The sequence below is a fragment of the Aromatoleum diolicum genome (genome assembly GCF_012910955.1).
In the GTDB taxonomy this organism is placed as follows: domain Bacteria; phylum Pseudomonadota; class Gammaproteobacteria; order Burkholderiales; family Rhodocyclaceae; genus Aromatoleum; species Aromatoleum diolicum.
In genome coordinates, this window is record NZ_WTVQ01000072.1 from 1 (window position 1) to 16,326 (window position 16,326).

Below are 16,326 nucleotides of genomic sequence, written 5' to 3' on the forward strand. Positions count from 1 at the left end.
GCCGAGTGCGCGAAGATCGACTATCCGAAGCCCGATGGGGTGCTGAGCTTCGACCGCCTCTCGTCGGTATTCCTGTCGAATACCAACCACGAGGAAGATCAGCCCTGCCATCTGCAGCTGAAGGATGCGTCGGTGCCGATCGCGGTGAACCTCGCCAAGTACGACGCCCCCGAGCAGCGCTACTGCCCGGCCGGCGTGTACGAGATCGTGAGGGACGAGTCCGGGCAAAACCCGCGCCTGCAGATCAACGCGCAGAACTGCGTGCACTGCAAGACCTGCGATATCAAGGATCCGACGCAGAACATCAACTGGGTCGTGCCGCAGGGCGGCGAAGGGCCGATCTATCAGGGCATGTGACGACCGAACACGGTTTTTCGGGGGTGTCGCAACCGCGCTTTAGGGCATCCAATAGCTCTCTCTCCTCGCCCTTTTGCGTGACACCTTCGTTTTTATTCAGGCAAAAAAGCGGGGCGTGGAGGCTGACATTCCGCCCCCACACCCCATCAATCGCTTCATCCGGCGATGTACGACCGGGATTCCGCCTTACCTGGGTTTTGCCAGCACCTGTTCCGCAAACCGATCGTCGATCTGCGCGCCTTCCCCGACGAGCTGGCGGTACTTCACGAAATCGATAGTGTCCTTGCCGGTGATCTTGCGTGAGTCGAATGCGTTGAAACCCAGCCAGGCCTCATTGTTCATGTTCGCCGCCAGCCAGTGCCGCTGGGCCAGCTTCTGCTGGTCCCAGAAGAACTTCTTCTTGCCGCGGATGCCGTCAATCGAGTTCATGAGGCAGTGCGGGAAGAGGTTTGTGAAGCGCCAGATCAAGGCGTTCACTTCCTTGTCCACCAGTTCGAAATCCACCGTGCACTGTTCGATGAGCGCCTCGGCCTCCTTCAGGCGCTCGCCGGACACCATCTCGCCGTAGACCACCTCGCCGTTCTCGACCCACGTGTCGGTACGCACCTTCGGGTTGCGCACCCACTCCCCGTCCTTCTTCAGCACGGGCAGGACCTTCGAGATCATGCCCTTGTTCTTCATCTTGTAGGCGCTCCACAGCTCGCAGGACACGCAGTTGTAGAGGGCGTCCTCCATCGAGAGGAACCAGGGCAGGAAATCGGTCGACCCGCCCACCGGCGCACTGCCATGCTTCGGCCCGGCCTGTCCATATACCGCCATGTCCGAAGAGATGGTGATGTCCGTCGCCATGCCGATTTCCTGGCCGCCCGCGACACGCATGCCATTGACGCGGCAGATCACCGGCTTCTTGCAGTTCAGGATCCCGTCGACCATGCCGATGAAGAGGTCGATGTAGTCGCCGTATTCCGTAGGGCGCCGCGAATAGTAGGACGCGTACTCGGCGGTGTTGCCCCCGCTGCACCATGCCTTGTCGCCGGTGGCGGTGAACACGGCTGCCACGACGTTACGGTCCGACGACGCGCGCTGGAATGCCGCGATCACGCCTTTCACCATTTCGGTCGTGTAGGAGTTGTACTGCGCTGGATTGTTCAGGGTAATCCAGGCCGAGTAGAGCCCTTCCGCGACCTTTCCGTCCGGGTCCGTCACGGGCTTTCGCTCGTAGATCACGGATGGCTGGTCGTTGCCGAAGTACGTGTCCCCGAGCAATGAGTGATCCTTCAGCTCGTTGTCCCTGCTCAGAAAGTCGAGAGTCATCTATACGATCTCCAGTGTGGATTTGCGGTGCCGCGTCGGCACCATTCATAGAGTCCGCGCAGCCAAAATCTCTCGAGCGATATACTGCATTCGAGGCGTTCGACACACTGACCGCGTGGGGTGCTGATCCGATTGCATCCGACATGCCGTTAGTTTTGGTGTCCGATGATCTGACTGACCGGTCGGACAATTCCGAGCCTAGCGGAGTTGGGTCGCGCTGGAATCACTCAAATGAGTTATGGGAAATCTAGGCAGGTGACCTGGATTTGCTGGCTTGGTCGCCTGATTGCCAATGCCGATATGCATGATGGAAATCTGTCATTCCGCCCCGGGCTGACACCCGATGAGCCGCCCGGCATCCCAGACGCCCTCGGCGACGTCGCGGTTGAAGTTAAGGTCCTGGGTGTAATTCACCAGGGTGGCATCCGAGGTGCAAGCGCCAAAACCCAAGGCGCGGTCTTCTTCGTCCAGCGTCAGGAAGTGCAGGGCGACGGCTGCTTCGTCTTCGGGTGCGAGTGATGCGAAACGGTACTGCATGATGCCTCCAGTGGCCATGCGGCCAACTGTTGCGTCATGCCACTGTATGTATAATGCTGCAGTGCGGCAGTTAAGATTTCCGTGCGAGCGAGCTTACGGATCAGAGAGGCTCGTAGAAGATCTCTGTCTGTGAGCTCAGCACGGAAACGAACCAGACCGGGGCGCCATGCTCGGCTTCGACCTGTGCCCGATTCCCGGCGACAACGACAATTGCACCGTCATTGTCGAATGCACGTCACAGCGAACCACTTGAGCGGATGCGCATCTTCGCTCCCGTTTTCGTGTTTCTGTACGTCGATCTCTGCCTCCGGTATCCACACTGCGTCGAGTGCCGGACAGAACGGGAGTTTGTACACAGCCATTTCTTCCCGACTGAAGCGTGTAGCGGTTTTCAGCGGGCCCCAACCGTCTTCGACTGACCAGAAGCCGCCGGCTCCGTCGCCCTCCGACGTGAACTCGGACTCGGAATAGATCACATACAGGTGATCAGTGTTGCCCATGGGATTTGTCCTCAGATGAAATCAAGCTTGTACAGAGCGAGGCCAGCGAGGCAAGATCGTCCGCGCTGATCGAGGATCCGCTGCCGGCAGCGGCGCAGGATGATGCTCCCACGCCATTCGAGAGGGGCGGCCGACCACCAATCGATCAGACATTCCGGCTGAATTGGAAGCACGAGCAAACGTTGAGAAGGTCCATGCGTTGATCACCAGGCGGGTAAGTGCAAAACAGCCGTACGGGAATGCCAAACTCAAGCCGCGGCCGTGACGTTTCTCCCGACACACGATTGCAGGCGTTCGAGAATCCACGCTGGCTCGATCTCTTGGCCGATGAACACAAGCGTCGTGCGGCGTGGCTCGTAGTTGCGCCACACGGTACCGCCGCTGATCTGGACAACGCCTTGCACGCCCTGCACGATCAGTCGTTGGCGCAAACTCACGGCCTGAACAATGCCCTTGCAGCGCCACAGGCGAGTGCCGTAGCGCTCCTGTGCAGTGTCGAGGAAGGCGTTGAGGCAGTCGAGTTCGATCGGCTCCTCCGACTGGAACACGCAGGACACCACATCATGCAGGTGCCCCGTTGCCATGCGGGCCTTGCCGCCCAAGGGGGAGGTCGCAGGCGCCATCTTCGCCCGCAGGAAGGTACGCGTGAGTTCGTCCGGCGGAATGTAGTCCGGCGCATAGGCGCGGGTTTCGAAGAGCAGCGCACACACCCGGTCGATCGGCACGGCGTTGAGGTCCAGCGCTTGCACCTCGGCGCGCGGGTTGATTTCGGTGAGTTGTGCGGTGAGAGCCGCCGTTTGCCCGGTATCGCCAAGGTCGCTCTTCGTGATCAACAGGCGATCGGCGTATGCGGCCTAGGCGCGGACTTCTGCACGCTCCCTCAGTAAGGTGGAGGCGTGCAGGCAGTCCGCAAGCGCGACGACACCGTCAAGGTGGTAGCGCGTCACGAGCGCGGTCTTAGCGAGGAAGGTCTGGATCACCGGGCCGGGGTCGGCGACGCCGGTCGTCTCGATGACTACTCGGTCGAAGCTGAAACCACCCGTGTCGGCCTGACGGGCGAGGTCGTGCAGCGCTCGCGCGAGGTCACCGCGCACGGTGCAGCACACACAGCCGTTGGCGAGCTGAATGATCGTCTCGTCGCCGCCGGTCGCAAGGAATTCGGCATCGACGCCGACTTCGCCGAACTCGTTTTCTATCACCGCAATGCGCTGACCGTGCGATTCCCTCAAAATGCGGTTAATCAGCGTGGTCTTGCCGCTGCCAAGAAATCCCGTGATGATCGTCACCGGCGTCGTGAAGCGCACCATGCTCCTCTCCTCTTGCTCCAGCCCATTCACGGACCAGGCTCATTCGATGTGGGCGCGCCGGCATCGCGCAGTTTTCCCCCGTCGTTGATCTTCGTTGCGTCGGCCTCGACTTGACGCAACGATGAAAAATTCAGCGAATAGACGTTGACGCTGACGCTGAGGACAAAAAATGTCGCAACGGCGAACACCAAGGCACGGTATTTGCCGAAGAGAGAAGTACGCTGCGTACGCATCAGGTGGCCGGACGAGAAGTGGAACCGGGCAGATTAGCTACCTTCTGTTACATCTAAACTGCCATTGTGTGACGAATTAGTCTGGGTCTAACGCTCCGGCAAGGACTTTTACGACCCTATCGTTCCCTCCTGTCAAGCAGCCTTTCTCGCCGGATGGGACGCTTTCTCGTCTGTGGCGATCGGGATCTCCTTGCCCCGCCGCCCGCGTATCAGGACGGCGTCCCTCCGCTCGGCGACCGATGTTGCGGTTATTCGGAGCTCCACACACGCCTCGATCGATTGCAAGTCAGCAGTTATTTGGCCAGTGTCGATGACAGTGACTGAGCGGGCGTGCGCTCGCGAGCCAGCGGTTCTTGTCGAGGAGGGCAGCGGTGCGGCAGCTCCCGTCGGCCGATCTGAGTGGTGATCACACTGCGCAACGCCTGATGGTTACTGACGTTTGTTAGGACGCTGGAATCGGTCAGTTTGCGCTCACTAAACTTTCAAAAGTCCGCCGGAGTTCCGCGCTGTTGCTGGGTGTGGGGAGACGTTGTTTTGAAAAAAAAGTGACGCAAGTGTTTGATTTTACGTGTTAGGCCCCAGTCTTGTGGCTCCAGGTGTCACCGGTTCGATCCCGGTATGTCGCCCCATATAATCAAGGAATTACGGCACCCCTCGGGTGCCGTTTTTTCAAAAGTCCAGCGTTTTTCTCAAAACCCACTAGTGCTCATATTCCGTCGGCATGGTCAATCGAAGGCCGTGATGGAAAAAAAGGGGCGATGGCGGCTCGCTATTCCCGTGGCCTGAATCCGTTCGAGTCGCTCCGCACGCGTCAGCTCAATCAGGTCATCCACGGCGCCGCCGAAGCGGCACGGATCGACAAGCGGGTGTCGATGCATACGCTCAGGCACTATTCCGAGTTCCGGACGATGCCGAGACAAGTCGGGGCCTCTCGAAGGCAAATTGGATTCCTACTGACAATCAGGGGACCCGACCGGGCGCGCGGCAGGAGAGGGCCGGCGTGGGGCGGTCGTGAGGCGGTCGTGAGCTAGACGATGCAATGCGAATTTCAGAAAGCCGCCCCTTCCAGTCTCGGAGGACGCCTACAGTCGGGTCAGATCCTGCTTGAACAAGGTGTCCAGGTACTCGTCGGCCGTCTTGGGCAGATGCTTCAGCGAGCGCCGGTGGTTGGCAACCGCTTCGCAGACCCGAGCCGCCATCCAGGGCGGCGACAGCTTCAGGAACGATAATGCGCCGCCTCCGATGACGTGCTGGGTGACGAACATGTCGGTGATCCCAGCCTCGGTTTCGGTGTCATGTTGCACCACGCAGCGCTTGCAGGAATGCGCTGACGTCGACGGCCTCGAGTTGATCGCCTATGGGCGGGCTCTGGTCGGCGAGACGCTCGCCCGAGCGATCACGGTCGCGGTGCTTCGGACCGCCATCGTGCGCTTCGCGCTCAGCGGCACCCGCGCCCCAATCGCCACCGTCTGCTTTCCGCGGTCCAACTCGAACTCACACTTTCGGCGTCATCGCAAGGCCGAAGTTGAACAAGCGGCCAAACGTGCTTTGGGCCGCACCGCCGCAAGCCTCGGGACACGACGTCAATCTTCGTCGTGGCCACATCCGCATTGCACGATGCTCCAAGTCGATATCCCTTATTCGCAGCTATGATCGAGGCGCGAGCTGGGCCGAAGCCTTTCCGATCTTCTATGAAGTCTGGTCAAAGACCAGGCAAGTGGTGCTCGCGTGGGCGTAGAGCTTACCGTCCGGTCCGACAAGCCGGCCTTCCGCCGTCGCCACTTGGCGGCCGCTGTGGACCAGCCGGCCTTCGGCGCGTACCAGCGGCACCGCGTCGGTGAGTGCGCGGACAAGGTTGAGCTTCAGTTCCAGGGTTGTGTAGGCCTTGCCTGCCGGCAGCGTGGAATGCACGGCGCATCCCATGGCAGAGTCGAGCATGGTCGCGAACCAGCCGCCGTGCACCGTGCCCATCGGGTTGTAATGGCTGAAGCCTGGCTGTCCCTGGAATACCGCGAACCCGAGCTCGATGCGAACCAGGGTGAAGTCGAGCGTGACAGCCATCGGCGGGGGCGGGATCTCGCCGGCGAGGAGCGCCTGGAATATCTGCAATCCGCTGCGCCCGGCGACCTGGGCGGGCGAGGCCACGCCGGGAGCCGTCTGGAGGCGGGCGCGCACGGCCGCTTCCTCGGCCCGCCAGCGGGCCAGCGTTTCTTCGGGATTCATCGCGTCGGTTGGCGTTGTCATGAAATCAACATCCTTGATATAGGTGTGCAGGGTGATGTCTTGCGCAAAGACGTGGGTACCGCTGTCAGGCTTTGTGACGTCCTGTTGCGCCATGGCATTTTCTACTTCACTACTGCGGCTGGATGATGTGGAACTAGTCCCGCAACTCACCCGAGCTTCCCAGAATTGAGCGGCGCGCGCGCTCGTGCGGGTCGATCGTCGGCTGGGATCCCGTCGCGAGTGCGGGCCGGAACGCGACGCCCGCCACGGGCGACGCAAGGATTCGCTGACGCGCGAATTCATGCGGATCCGCCGGCGCCAGCGCCGCGATTGCCGTCGGGGTGCGGATGGCTGCCGAATGCTGTGTCACGCTCAGTATCGACTGCCGCGCCCGGACAACGCCAGAATCGAATTCATGATGAGTCTCCTGTTCAGGTGAAGCAGTCGGCGGGCGGCACCGTTGGGCTTGGCACCGCTCGGGTGGGAAATACGTGTTATCCGTTCATCGCGTGCGACAAAAAGGCTTGGTGCAGCCGGCGTGGCGTCGCCCACGTGAGGATCACGAGGGCCTTGTTCGCCCAGCCCGGCACGACGCTGATGCGTCCGGCCTGCAAGGCGCGGATACCGGCGCGGACCACGGGGGCCGGCTGCATCATCAGGCGCTTCAACGCGGGCGTGATCTTCTGCTGCGCCGCGGTGGCGAAGCCGGTGTCCGAGATGCCTGGGCACAGCGCCGTCACCGTGACGCCATCGGGCTTGAGTTCGCGATGGAGCGCTTCACCCAGGCGCAACACGTAGGCCTTGGCGGCTGCATAGACGGCGAAGTTCTGCACGCCCTGGTAGGCCAGCAAGCTGGCCACCAGCAGGATCTTCCCGCGTCCTCGTGTCCGCATGTCTTGCGCAAAGACATGGGTGACCGCGGTCAGGCTCGCGACATCCAGCTGCACCATCGCCAGCGCCGCATCCAGCTGGCTATCCACGAACGGGCCTTGCATTCCATGGCCGGCGTTGTTGATCAGGATGTCGATCGCAATGCCCCGCTCGTGGAGGCGCCGATGCAGCTGGGTGACCGCTGCAATGTCCGAGAGATCGACCTGCTCCGCCACGACGTCGATGCGGTACTGCCGACGTAGTGCCTCGGCGAGTGCTTGAAGCCGGTCCAGCCGGCGCGCCACCAGGACCAGCGAGTGGCCTTGCCCGGCATATTGGCGGGCGAACTCCTCGCCGAAGCCGCTCGATGCGCCCGTGATGAGCACCCATGAATTGTTTGTTTTGGCCATTCTGTTTACCTGCTGTCAGTAGTGGAAAGGTCGCTGTAAAGGCGCTTGCTGCTTACATGCGGCGCATCCCATCCGCCCCCCAATGCCCGGAAGGAGGCAATGGCGGCGCGCGCAGCCTCCGTTTGCGCCTGTGCCTTCGCGTCGCGCGCCTGCAGCAGCTTGCTGTCGGCATCGAGCACCTCGATCAGGCTGACGACGCCGCCCTCGTAGGCGGCAAGCGAGTTTTCGCGCGCACGGGCGAGCGACGATTCACCCCGCGTCAGGATGCCGACCTGGGCCTCGCGCTTGACGAGGGCGGAGAAGGCGTTCTCGACATCCTCGGTCGCACGCAACACGGCCAGCCGGTAGGCCGCCAGGGCTTCGGCCTCCTGTCCATGCGCGGCGGCGATCTGCGCGTCGACGCGGCCGAAGTCGAACAAGCGCCAGCGCATTCCGAGGGCGCCCTGGGCTTGGGCTGCAGCCCCGGTGAAGAGATTGCCGCTGGCTATTGCGGTGGCGCTGCCGAGCAGGGCGGCGAGCGAAAACTTGGGGTAGTACTCCGCGACCGCCGCGCCGATGCGCGCATTGGCCGCAGCCAGGCGCCGCTCGGCGGCGATCAGATCGGGCCGGCGCCGAATCATCTCGGCCGGGGTCCCGGTCTCGGCCAGACCCGGGGCGACCGGGACCGGCGTCACCGCGGCCAGCGCCGTGCGGTAGGTTCCCGGCGGCACCCCGAGCAGCACGTCCAGCGCATTCATCGCCGAATCGAGGCCGGCTTCGAGGACGGGGATCTGCGCCTCGGCCTGGGTGAGCGAACCCTCGGCCTGGTTCATCTGGAGCTCGGCGGCGATCCCCTTCTCGTACTGGAGCGTGACCATGGCGAGCAACTGACGGCGGGTCTCCACCTGCTGTCTGGCGATCGCGATGTGCGCCTGCAAGCCCCTGATCACGACGTAAACATCCGCCGTCTGCGCGGCCACGGCCAGCCGTGTCGCCACCGCGCCGGCTTCGGAGGCCTCGTACGCCGCGTGTGCAGCCTCCCGCCCTCGTCGCAGGCCGCCGAACACGTCGATCTCCCAGCTCGCACCGAGGTTGGCTTCGTAGGAACTGCCACTGCGGTCGAAGCCGGGCGTGGCGCCGAGCACCTGCCCCAGCGGGGTCTCGACCGACTGGTAGGCTTGCGCCGCGTTTGCGCTCACGTTGCCCGCCGGCAGCAGCGCCGCATCGGCATGGCGCAATGACGCGCGCGACTGGGCAACGCGGGCCGACGCTTGCGCGATCTCCAGGTTCTGGTCCACGGCCAGGGAGACGAAGCGCGTCAGCAGGGGATCGTCGAAGGCGGCCCACCAGGCCTTTAGGTCGGCCTGGTGCTGAACCTGCCGCTGGTCGACCCCGTCCCGCCCGACGAAGTTTGCGGACAGCGCGATCTCAGGATGGCGGTAGTCGGGTCCAACGGCGCAGCCCGTCAAGGCGACGGCGCTCAGAAGAACGGCGAGAGAACGAGGATGGGGGAGCATGAGAGTCCTTCGGAAGCTGAATGGTTTTGGTGACTAAAAACAACAATAGTCACACGTGAAGTGACTGTCAACTGAAACAGTCACTGGTTGCGAAGATGGAACGCGTGAGGTATTGTTTTTCTATGAACCCAATCGCTTCTTCCGCCCCCGCATCGCGCGGCCCCGCCGACCACAATGTCCGAGACCAGATCGTGGAGGCGGCCGGCGAGCACTTCGGCCACTACGGCTACGACAAGACCACGGTCTCCGACCTCGCCAAGGCGATCGGCTTTTCCAAGGCTTACATCTACAAGTTCTTCGATTCCAAGCAGGCGATCGGCGAGGCCATCTGTTCCAAGACCTTGACCGCCATCGTCGTGGCGGTCGAAGAGGCGGTGGCTGGCGCGACCACGCCGACGGAGAAATTCCGCCGAATGTTCAAGACTTTGGCGGCGACCGGCGCGAGTCTGTTCTTCAACGATCGCAAGCTGTACGACATTGCCGCGCACTCCGCCGGCGAAGGCTGGCCGTCCGCCCGCGCCCACTGCGAGCGGATCCGGCAGATCCTCACGGAAGTGATCCGCGAAGGGCGGGAGAAAGGTGAGTTCGAGCGCAAGACGCCGCTGGATGAGACGGTGCATGCGATCGATCTCGTCATGCAGCCCTATGTGAGTCCGCTGCTGCTCCAGTACAACCTCGATGCTGTCGAGGAGGGGCCGGCGCAGCTTTCCAACCTGGTGCTGCGCAGCTTGGCCCCTTAGGGCGCTGAACGATTGCGTTAGTGACTATTGACAGAAATGGTCACGAGTTCTAGCATGAAGGCGTTCCCTTACCGGAGGTCGCCATGCTTCAGCGCCGCAATATTCCTTTCCTCGCCGTCGTCGGTCTGCTGCCCTTAGCCCTGGCAGCGTGCAGCGACGCCACTTCTTCAATTGATCCGCGGACCGGGATCCCCCTGGTGCGACTGGGCACGGTCGAGCCCGCCGTCCATGCCGAGCGTTCTTTCACCGGCATCGTTGCGGCGCGGGTGCAGAGCGACCTGGGTTTTCGCGTTCCCGGCAAGCTCCTGCAGCGCCTGGTCAATACCGGGCAGTCCGTCAAGCGCGGTCAGCCGCTGATGCGCATCGACCCCACCGACTTGCGGCTCGCCACGCGCGCCCACGACCAGGCCGTTGCCGCCGCCACGGCGCGCGCGCGCCAGACCGCGCAGGACGAGGCGAGATACCGCGATGTGGTGTCTTCCGGCGCGGTGTCGGCCTCCGCCTACGACAAGGCCAAGGCGGCCGCCGATTCGGCGAGCGCCGACCTCATGGCGGCCCAGGCCCAGGCCGACCTTGCCCACAACGAAACGGGCTACGCCGTCCTGCTCGCCGATTCAGACGGCGTGGTGGTGGACACCCTGGCCGAGCCGGGCCAGGTGGTCGCTGCGGGCCAGGTCGTCGTCCGCGTGGCGCATGCCGAGCGTCGCGAGGCGGTCATCGAACTCCCCGAAACCCTGCGTCCTCCGATCGGCTCCACCGGCCGGGCCCGCTTGTATGGCAGCGGGCTGACCGGCGCGGCGAAACTGCGCCAGTTGTCCGACGCCGCCAACCCGCAGACGCGGACCTTCGAGGCGCGCTACGTCCTGGAGGGCCGGCTGGCCGACGCACCGCTGGGCTCGACCATCTCGATCGAGATTCCGAACGGCCGTTCCGCCCCGACGCTGCAGGTGCCGATCGGCGCGATCTTCGATCCGGGCAAGGGCGCCGGCATATGGCTGGTCGAAGGGGAGGGGGGCGAAGGGCATGGGCCCCGGGTCACCTGGCGTGCCGTGCAGGTCGCCGGCCTCAGTGAAGATGCGGCGCTGGTCGTCGGCGGCCTCAAGGCGGGCGATCGCGTCGTGGCGCTCGGGGCGCATCTGCTGCACGAAGGCGAGCAGGTGCGAGTCGCCGGGAACGAAGCGGCGCAACGCGTGGCAGCGGCCAGTGTGGGAGTCGTCAAATGAGCGCCTTCAACCTCTCCGCGCTCGCCGTACGCGAGCGTCCGGTCACCCTGTTTCTGATGCTGGCGATCTTCATCGCCGGCGTCGTGGCCTTCCTGACGCTGGGCCGCGCCGAGGACCCCGCGTTCACGGTCAAGCAGATGACCGTGGTCACCGCCTGGCCCGGCGCCACCGCCAAGGAGATGGAAGAACTGGTCGCCGAGCCGCTGGAAAAGCGCATGCAGGAACTGCGCTGGTATGACCGGACCGAAACCTTTACGCGACCGGGCCTGGCCTTCACCACCGTGTACCTGCTCGACAGCACGCCGCCCGCCGAGGTCCCCGAGCAGTTCTATCAGGCGCGCAAGAAACTCGGCGACGAGGCCGGCAAGCTGCCGCGTGGCGTCATCGGCCCGCTGGTGAACGACGAATACGCCGACGTGACCTTTGCGCTCTATGCCTTGAAAGCCAAGGGCGAGCCGCATCGAAACCTGGTGCGCGACGCGGAGACCATGCGTCAGCGTCTGCTGCACGTGGCGGGCGTCAAGAAGGTGAACATCATCGGCGAGCAGGCCGAACGGATTTTCGTCGAGTTCTCCCATGACCGCCTGGCGACGCTGGGCGTCTCGCCGCGCGACCTCTTCGCCGCGCTGAACGGGCGCAACGTCATGACGCCGGCCGGCTCGATCGAAGCCAAGGGCCCGCAGGTTTTCATCCGGCTGGATGGCGCGATCGACGACCTGGAGGCGATCCGGAATACGCCGGTCGCGGCGCGGGGCCGGACGCTGAAGCTCGGCGACATCGCCGAGGTGAAGCGGGGCTACGAGGATCCGGCCAGCTTCCTCATCCGCAACAACGGCGAACCGGCCTTGCTGCTCGGCGTGGTCATGCGCGAGGGTTGGAACGGCCTCGATCTCGGCAAGGCGCTGGAGTCGGAAGCGGCGGCAATCAACGCCGAGATGCCGCTCGGCTTGAGCCTGTCCAAAGTGACGGACCAGTCGGTCAATATCCACTCGGCCGTCAACGAGTTCATGGTCAAGTTCTTCGTTGCCCTCGGCGTGGTGGTGCTGGTCGGCTTCCTCAGCATGGGATGGCGGGCCGGCATCATCGTCGCGGCAGCGGTTCCGCTGACCCTGGCCGCGGTGTTCGTGATCATGGCGGCCACCGGCAAGAACTTCGACCGAATCACGCTGGGCTCGCTGATCCTCGCCCTGGGGCTGCTGGTCGATGATGCGATCATCGCCATCGAGATGATGGTCGTGAAGATGGAGGAGGGTTACGACCGCATCCGCGCCGCGGCCTATGCGTGGAGCCATACCGCCGCGCCGATGCTCGCCGGGACGCTGGTGACGGCGATCGGCTTCATGCCGAACGGCTTTGCCAAGTCGACCGCCGGCGAGTACGCCGGCAACATATTCTGGATCGTCGGCATTGCGTTGATCGCGTCGTGGATCGTCGCCGTCGTGTTTACGCCCTACCTGGGGGTGAAGCTGCTCCCGAACTTGAAGCAGCACGAGCGCGGGCACCAGGCGATCTACGCGACCCCGCACTACGAGCGCTTCCGCCGTCTGCTGGGATCGGTGATCCGGCGCAAATGGCTGGTCGCGGCGGGCGTGATCGGCGCCTTCGTCGTTGCGATCCTGGGCATGGGCGTGGTCAACAAGCAGTTCTTTCCGACCTCCGATCGGCCCGAGGTATTGGTCGAAGTCCAGATGCCGTATGGCACCTCGATCCAGCAGACGAGTGCCGCCGCCGCCAAGGTCGAGGCCTGGCTGGCCAAGCAGCCGGAAGCGAAGATCGTGACCGCCTACGTCGGACAGGGAGCGCCGCGCTTCTACCTCGCCATGGCGCCGGAACTGCCCGATCCTTCCTTCGCCAAGATCGTGGTCCTGACCGACGACCAGGCGACGCGTGAGGCGCTCAAGCTCAGGCTGCGGCAGGCGGTGGCCGACGGCTTGGCGCCGGGGGCGCGCGTGCGGATGACCCAGTTGGTGTTCGGCCCGTACTCGCCCTTCCCGGTGGCTTTCCGCGTGATGGGGCCCGACCCCGACAAGCTGCGCGACATCGCGGCACAGGTGCGTGCCGTGATGCAGGCCTCGTCGCAGATGCGAACGGTCAATACCGACTGGGGCGAGCGCGTGCCCACGCTGCGTTTCTCGCTCGATCAAGACCGGCTGCAGAGCCTCGGCCTGAGCTCCAGCGACGTGGCCCAACAGCTTCAGTTCCTGTTGAGCGGCATCCCGATTACCGAGGTGCGCGAGGACATCCGTTCGGTCCAGGTCGCTGCCCGTTCGGCCGGGACGACGCGGCTCGATCCGGGCCGGATCGCCGATTTCACGCTGGTAGGGGCGGCCGGCCAACGGATTCCGCTGGCGCAGATCGGCGCCGTGGACGTCCGCATGGAAGACCCGATCCTGCGCCGCCGCGATCGCACGCCAACGATCACGGTGCGTGGCGATATCGCCGAGGGCTTGCAGCCGCCGGACGTGTCCACCGCCGTATTCCAGGAGCTTCAGCCGATCATCGCCAAGCTGCCGGCCGGCTACCGGATCGAGCAGGGCGGTTCGATCGAGGAATCAGGCAAGGCGAATCGCGCCTTGGCGCCGATCTTCCCGATCATGATCGCCTTGACGCTGATCACCATCATCTTCCAGGTCCGCTCGATTTCCGCGATGACGATGGTGTTCGCCACCGCGCCGTTGGGCCTGATCGGGGTCGTGCCAACGCTGCTGTTGTTCCAGCAGCCGTTCGGGATCAACGCGCTGGTCGGCCTGATCGCGCTGTCCGGAATCCTGATGCGCAACACGCTGATCCTGATCGGTCAGATTCGCAGCAACGAGAAGGACGGATTGGCGCCCTTCGATGCCGTCGTCGAGGCCACCGTGCAGCGCGCGCGTCCGGTCATCCTGACCGCGCTCGCCGCCATGCTGGCGTTTATTCCGCTCACCCAGTCGGTCTTCTGGGGCACGCTGGCTTATACCCTGATCGGTGGCACCTTCGCCGGGACGGTGCTGACCCTGGTGTTCTTGCCGGCCTTGTACGCGATCTGGTTCAAGATCAGGCCGGCGGCGAGGGATGGGCAAGCCGTTCCTGCGATGCGAACGGAAGCTGTCGCGGCCTAGCACAAGGAGCCGCCACTGTTACTACGCTGCAGGTACTCGGCACCCTACGCTCGCTCAGGCTATGGTCTGGCATATCGACGCTTTGCTTCGCGAAGCTTTCGACGTCTGCTTTGAACCGGGCCGAACGCCCCCTTAGGGTGTGCGCTGTGCAAAGGCGGCGTCTTTTTTCCAGTGGGTGAAAGCCCCACCCGGCGAAATGTGAGCTTCCCTCGTCGTCGCGACGAGGTGGGTTTGCGCGGGTTCAAGTGCCTCTGCCGCCATTACACGAAGGGCACCACCATGGGCACCGGCAGATGCGCTCTGGTCTGGCCAATCGGTAACCGGTGCCAACACCATTGGTGTTTTTCTGGAGACGGACGCGCTCGGTGGCGCTACGTCTGCGAGGTAAAAATTTCGCACGGGAGACGTGCGCTGATTCCCGGTTTGCAGGCCGGCTTCTTCCAGCGGCGGCTGTTCAAGCAGCGCTACGTCTGCATGTTCCGCCGCGGGCACCCGGCCGCCAGTCAGCCGATGACCCTCGATCTGTTCCAGTCGCTGGAGCACGTGGTCGTCGTGTCTGCCGGCACCGGCCACGGCGAGATCGATACGATGCTGGATCGGGCGGGCATTCGCCGTCGTGTGCGGGTGGTCGTGCCCCATTTCATAGCCGTCGGGCACATCCTTCACTCGACCGACCTGATCGCCAGCGTGCCCGAGCGCTTTGCGATGCGTTGCGTGGAGCCCTTCGATCTGGTCTATGTGCCGCATCCCGCAACGTTGCCGGAAATTGCCATCAAACTCTTCCGGCATGCCAAGTACCACCGGGATCCGGCGAACCGGTGGCTCAGGCAATTGCTCGTCGAACACTTCAGCGACCGCCGGAGTCGGGCCGCGAGACTCTGTCCTGAACCGCCGTGTGTAGGGCGATCACTGCAGGTTGATGCGTATTGCGGCAAGCGGTTGGCGCCGACCGAAAATTGATAGACATCTAACCCGTGGGGCGGCTCCAAACTCGTTGCGTAACTTCAATGCGCTCATGCGCTAACGCATTGGGTTTAAATGACTATCATCAAAGTTGCGTTGCAGTTTTCGTTGCATTTCGTACACTGGCCGAATCGATGTGAGCGTGACGAGGCATGTGGTGGGCGCCTTGGACCTCACGTACCCGGAGGATAGCGCCCTGACGTTCAGTGAGCCCTTCGCCTGGCCGTTGGACGAAGGGGAAATGAGCGACGGTTGGTTTGACGGATTGCCGTATCCCATGCTCGACATGCGGCCCCAGGGTTTTTTGGGCTGCAACTTTGCCCATTTGTACTGGCAGACCCTGGAGCGCACCCACCGGCCTCAAAGACGAGTTCGTCACCGATGCCCGGAAGGAAAAGCAATGGCAGGCATTTCAGCGCAAGAACGCCATCGATCCGATGCCGCTGGGGGCGGTGTCATCGCCGATCTGAGGGAATTCTTGTTGCCGGTGTTGAGATCGGCCTCGGCGGGTAACAGTCATAACACGGCTTGGCGGGTTGGAGAGGGGTGGCGGTAATGCCGTTTTCCCCTCGGACACGTCAATGGAAGCAGGCCCCTGTCGGACGCGTTGTGGGCAACTCAACGGCGCAGGGGGCGATTACGCGGGCTCGTATTGCGCCGGAACCCGGCTTGAAACCTTGCGTGAGATTTGCGTGACTACATGAAGCCCCATGCTGCTGACACCATGCATTTGCAACGGACGCGCGGCGCAGACGATCAATAAAAACAGTCACTTAAAAGTGACGACCGAGTTGTGGCTCCAGGTGTCACCGGTTCGATCCCGGTATGTCGCGCCATGTTTTCAAGTACTTGCAGCGCCGAAAAGCTGCGCGCGGTCTTGTCGGAATCGTACCTGTTACACGTCACTCCTGCGGCGAAAGCGAACACTAGGGTCGAGCATCGTTGCACGGTGAGTATCGGCGTGACTCTATTCCATGATCATGAAGCGAGCCCAGCCGACATTTTGAGGCGTGCTGATTCGGCGATGTATCAGGCCAAGCAGGCCGGAGGCAATC

17 protein-coding genes are annotated in these 16,326 nt (G+C 63.4%); 7 read left to right on the forward strand and 10 right to left on the reverse strand.

Going from position 1 to position 16,326, the window contains the following annotated elements; genetic code table 11:
* A partial coding sequence (locus GPA25_RS22755; protein WP_169262691.1) for a 4Fe-4S dicluster domain-containing protein occupies nt 1-357 on the forward strand: 357 nt, incomplete at its 5' end.
* 186 nt (nt 358-543) lie between these two features.
* On the opposite strand, the gene oah is transcribed toward GPA25_RS22755, so the two are convergent.
* From oah to GPA25_RS23900, 7 genes are all read right to left on the reverse strand, one after another.
* On the reverse strand, nt 544-1,671 hold the full coding sequence (gene oah, locus GPA25_RS22760) for a 6-oxocyclohex-1-ene-1-carbonyl-CoA hydratase (RefSeq protein WP_169262692.1): 1,128 nt from the start codon (nt 1,669-1,671) through the stop codon (nt 544-546).
* Between the two features lie 318 nt (nt 1,672-1,989).
* Nucleotides 1,990-2,208 (reverse strand): hypothetical protein, encoded by a 219-nt coding sequence (locus GPA25_RS22765; RefSeq protein WP_169262693.1) that lies wholly within the window; start codon nt 2,206-2,208, stop codon nt 1,990-1,992.
* A 218-nt stretch (nt 2,209-2,426) separates the two neighbouring features.
* Complete coding sequence (locus GPA25_RS22770) at nt 2,427-2,708, reverse strand: hypothetical protein (protein ID WP_169262694.1); 282 nt, start codon at nt 2,706-2,708, stop codon at nt 2,427-2,429.
* 248 nt (nt 2,709-2,956) lie between these two features.
* Complete coding sequence (locus GPA25_RS22775) at nt 2,957-3,541, reverse strand: GTP-binding protein (protein ID WP_169262695.1); 585 nt, start codon at nt 3,539-3,541, stop codon at nt 2,957-2,959.
* A 21-nt stretch (nt 3,542-3,562) separates the two neighbouring features.
* Nucleotides 3,563-4,015: a CobW family GTP-binding protein gene (locus tag GPA25_RS22780; RefSeq protein ID WP_169262696.1), complete on the reverse strand. Its 453-nt coding sequence runs from the start codon at nt 4,013-4,015 to the stop codon at nt 3,563-3,565.
* 26 nt (nt 4,016-4,041) lie between these two features.
* On the reverse strand, nt 4,042-4,248 hold the full coding sequence (locus GPA25_RS22785) for a hypothetical protein (protein WP_169262697.1): 207 nt from the start codon (nt 4,246-4,248) through the stop codon (nt 4,042-4,044).
* Between the two features lie 1,082 nt (nt 4,249-5,330).
* Nucleotides 5,331-5,513, reverse strand: coding sequence for a VapC50 family PIN domain-containing toxin (locus GPA25_RS23900; protein ID WP_211163316.1), 183 nt, complete (start codon nt 5,511-5,513; stop codon nt 5,331-5,333).
* Here GPA25_RS23900 and GPA25_RS22800 point away from each other — a divergent pair.
* Nucleotides 5,512-5,901, forward strand: a complete 390-nt coding sequence (locus GPA25_RS22800) for a hypothetical protein (protein WP_169262698.1) — start codon at nt 5,512-5,514, stop codon at nt 5,899-5,901. The genes GPA25_RS23900 and GPA25_RS22800 overlap by 2 nt on opposite strands.
* Nucleotides 5,902-5,937: 36 nt before the next feature.
* Here the strand turns inward: GPA25_RS22800 and GPA25_RS22805 are convergent, their stop codons facing one another.
* The 3 genes from GPA25_RS22805 to GPA25_RS22820 all read right to left on the reverse strand — a co-directional run bounded on the left by GPA25_RS22805 (nt 5,938) and on the right by GPA25_RS22820 (nt 9,247).
* Nucleotides 5,938-6,585 carry a PaaI family thioesterase gene (locus tag GPA25_RS22805; protein WP_246266107.1) on the reverse strand — a complete coding sequence of 216 codons (648 nt, stop codon included), beginning with the start codon at nt 6,583-6,585 and terminating at the stop codon, nt 5,938-5,940.
* A gap of 380 nt (nt 6,586-6,965) precedes the next feature.
* Nucleotides 6,966-7,751: an SDR family NAD(P)-dependent oxidoreductase gene (locus GPA25_RS22815; RefSeq protein WP_169262699.1), complete on the reverse strand. Its 786-nt coding sequence runs from the start codon at nt 7,749-7,751 to the stop codon at nt 6,966-6,968.
* Nucleotides 7,752-7,756: 5 nt separating this feature from the next.
* Nucleotides 7,757-9,247 carry an efflux transporter outer membrane subunit gene (locus GPA25_RS22820; RefSeq protein ID WP_169262700.1) on the reverse strand — a complete coding sequence of 497 codons (1,491 nt, stop codon included), beginning with the start codon at nt 9,245-9,247 and terminating at the stop codon, nt 7,757-7,759.
* Nucleotides 9,248-9,342: 95 nt separating this feature from the next.
* On the opposite strand from GPA25_RS22820, the gene GPA25_RS22825 reads away from it, so the two are divergent.
* From GPA25_RS22825 to GPA25_RS22845, 5 genes are all read left to right on the forward strand, one after another.
* Nucleotides 9,343-9,987 carry a TetR/AcrR family transcriptional regulator gene (locus GPA25_RS22825; RefSeq protein WP_246266109.1) on the forward strand — a complete coding sequence of 215 codons (645 nt, stop codon included), beginning with the start codon at nt 9,343-9,345 and terminating at the stop codon, nt 9,985-9,987.
* Between the two features lie 83 nt (nt 9,988-10,070).
* Complete coding sequence (locus GPA25_RS22830; protein ID WP_169262701.1) at nt 10,071-11,210, forward strand: efflux RND transporter periplasmic adaptor subunit; 1,140 nt, start codon at nt 10,071-10,073, stop codon at nt 11,208-11,210.
* Nucleotides 11,207-14,308: an efflux RND transporter permease subunit gene (locus tag GPA25_RS22835; RefSeq protein ID WP_169262702.1), complete on the forward strand. Its 3,102-nt coding sequence runs from the start codon at nt 11,207-11,209 to the stop codon at nt 14,306-14,308. Before GPA25_RS22830 ends, GPA25_RS22835 begins: the two co-directional genes overlap by 4 nt.
* 423 nt (nt 14,309-14,731) lie before the next feature.
* Nucleotides 14,732-15,268, forward strand: coding sequence for a LysR substrate-binding domain-containing protein (locus GPA25_RS22840; RefSeq protein ID WP_281357760.1), 537 nt, complete (start codon nt 14,732-14,734; stop codon nt 15,266-15,268).
* Between the two features lie 838 nt (nt 15,269-16,106).
* Nucleotides 16,107-16,326 (forward strand): diguanylate cyclase domain-containing protein (locus tag GPA25_RS22845; RefSeq protein ID WP_169262704.1); only part of this gene is annotated, 220 nt, incomplete at its 3' end.

Coding starts and splice junctions, on each gene's coding strand:
- oah (WP_169262692.1), bottom strand. CDS start 1,671: ATGACTCTCGACTTTCTGAGCAGGGACAACGAGCTGAAGGATCACTCA.
- GPA25_RS22765 (WP_169262693.1), bottom strand. CDS start 2,208: ATGCAGTACCGTTTCGCATCACTCGCACCCGAAGACGAAGCAGCCGTC.
- GPA25_RS22770 (WP_169262694.1), bottom strand. CDS start 2,708: ATGGGCAACACTGATCACCTGTATGTGATCTATTCCGAGTCCGAGTTC.
- GPA25_RS22780 (WP_169262696.1), bottom strand. CDS start 4,015: ATGGTGCGCTTCACGACGCCGGTGACGATCATCACGGGATTTCTTGGC.
- GPA25_RS22785 (WP_169262697.1), bottom strand. CDS start 4,248: ATGCGTACGCAGCGTACTTCTCTCTTCGGCAAATACCGTGCCTTGGTG.
- GPA25_RS22800 (WP_169262698.1), top strand. CDS start 5,512: ATGTCGGTGATCCCAGCCTCGGTTTCGGTGTCATGTTGCACCACGCAG.
- GPA25_RS23900 (WP_211163316.1), bottom strand. CDS start 5,513: ATGTTCGTCACCCAGCACGTCATCGGAGGCGGCGCATTATCGTTCCTG.
- GPA25_RS22805 (WP_246266107.1), bottom strand. CDS start 6,585: ATGGCGCAACAGGACGTCACAAAGCCTGACAGCGGTACCCACGTCTTT.
- GPA25_RS22815 (WP_169262699.1), bottom strand. CDS start 7,751: ATGGCCAAAACAAACAATTCATGGGTGCTCATCACGGGCGCATCGAGC.
- GPA25_RS22820 (WP_169262700.1), bottom strand. CDS start 9,247: ATGCTCCCCCATCCTCGTTCTCTCGCCGTTCTTCTGAGCGCCGTCGCC.
- GPA25_RS22825 (WP_246266109.1), top strand. CDS start 9,343: ATGGAACGCGTGAGGTATTGTTTTTCTATGAACCCAATCGCTTCTTCC.
- GPA25_RS22830 (WP_169262701.1), top strand. CDS start 10,071: ATGCTTCAGCGCCGCAATATTCCTTTCCTCGCCGTCGTCGGTCTGCTG.
- GPA25_RS22835 (WP_169262702.1), top strand. CDS start 11,207: ATGAGCGCCTTCAACCTCTCCGCGCTCGCCGTACGCGAGCGTCCGGTC.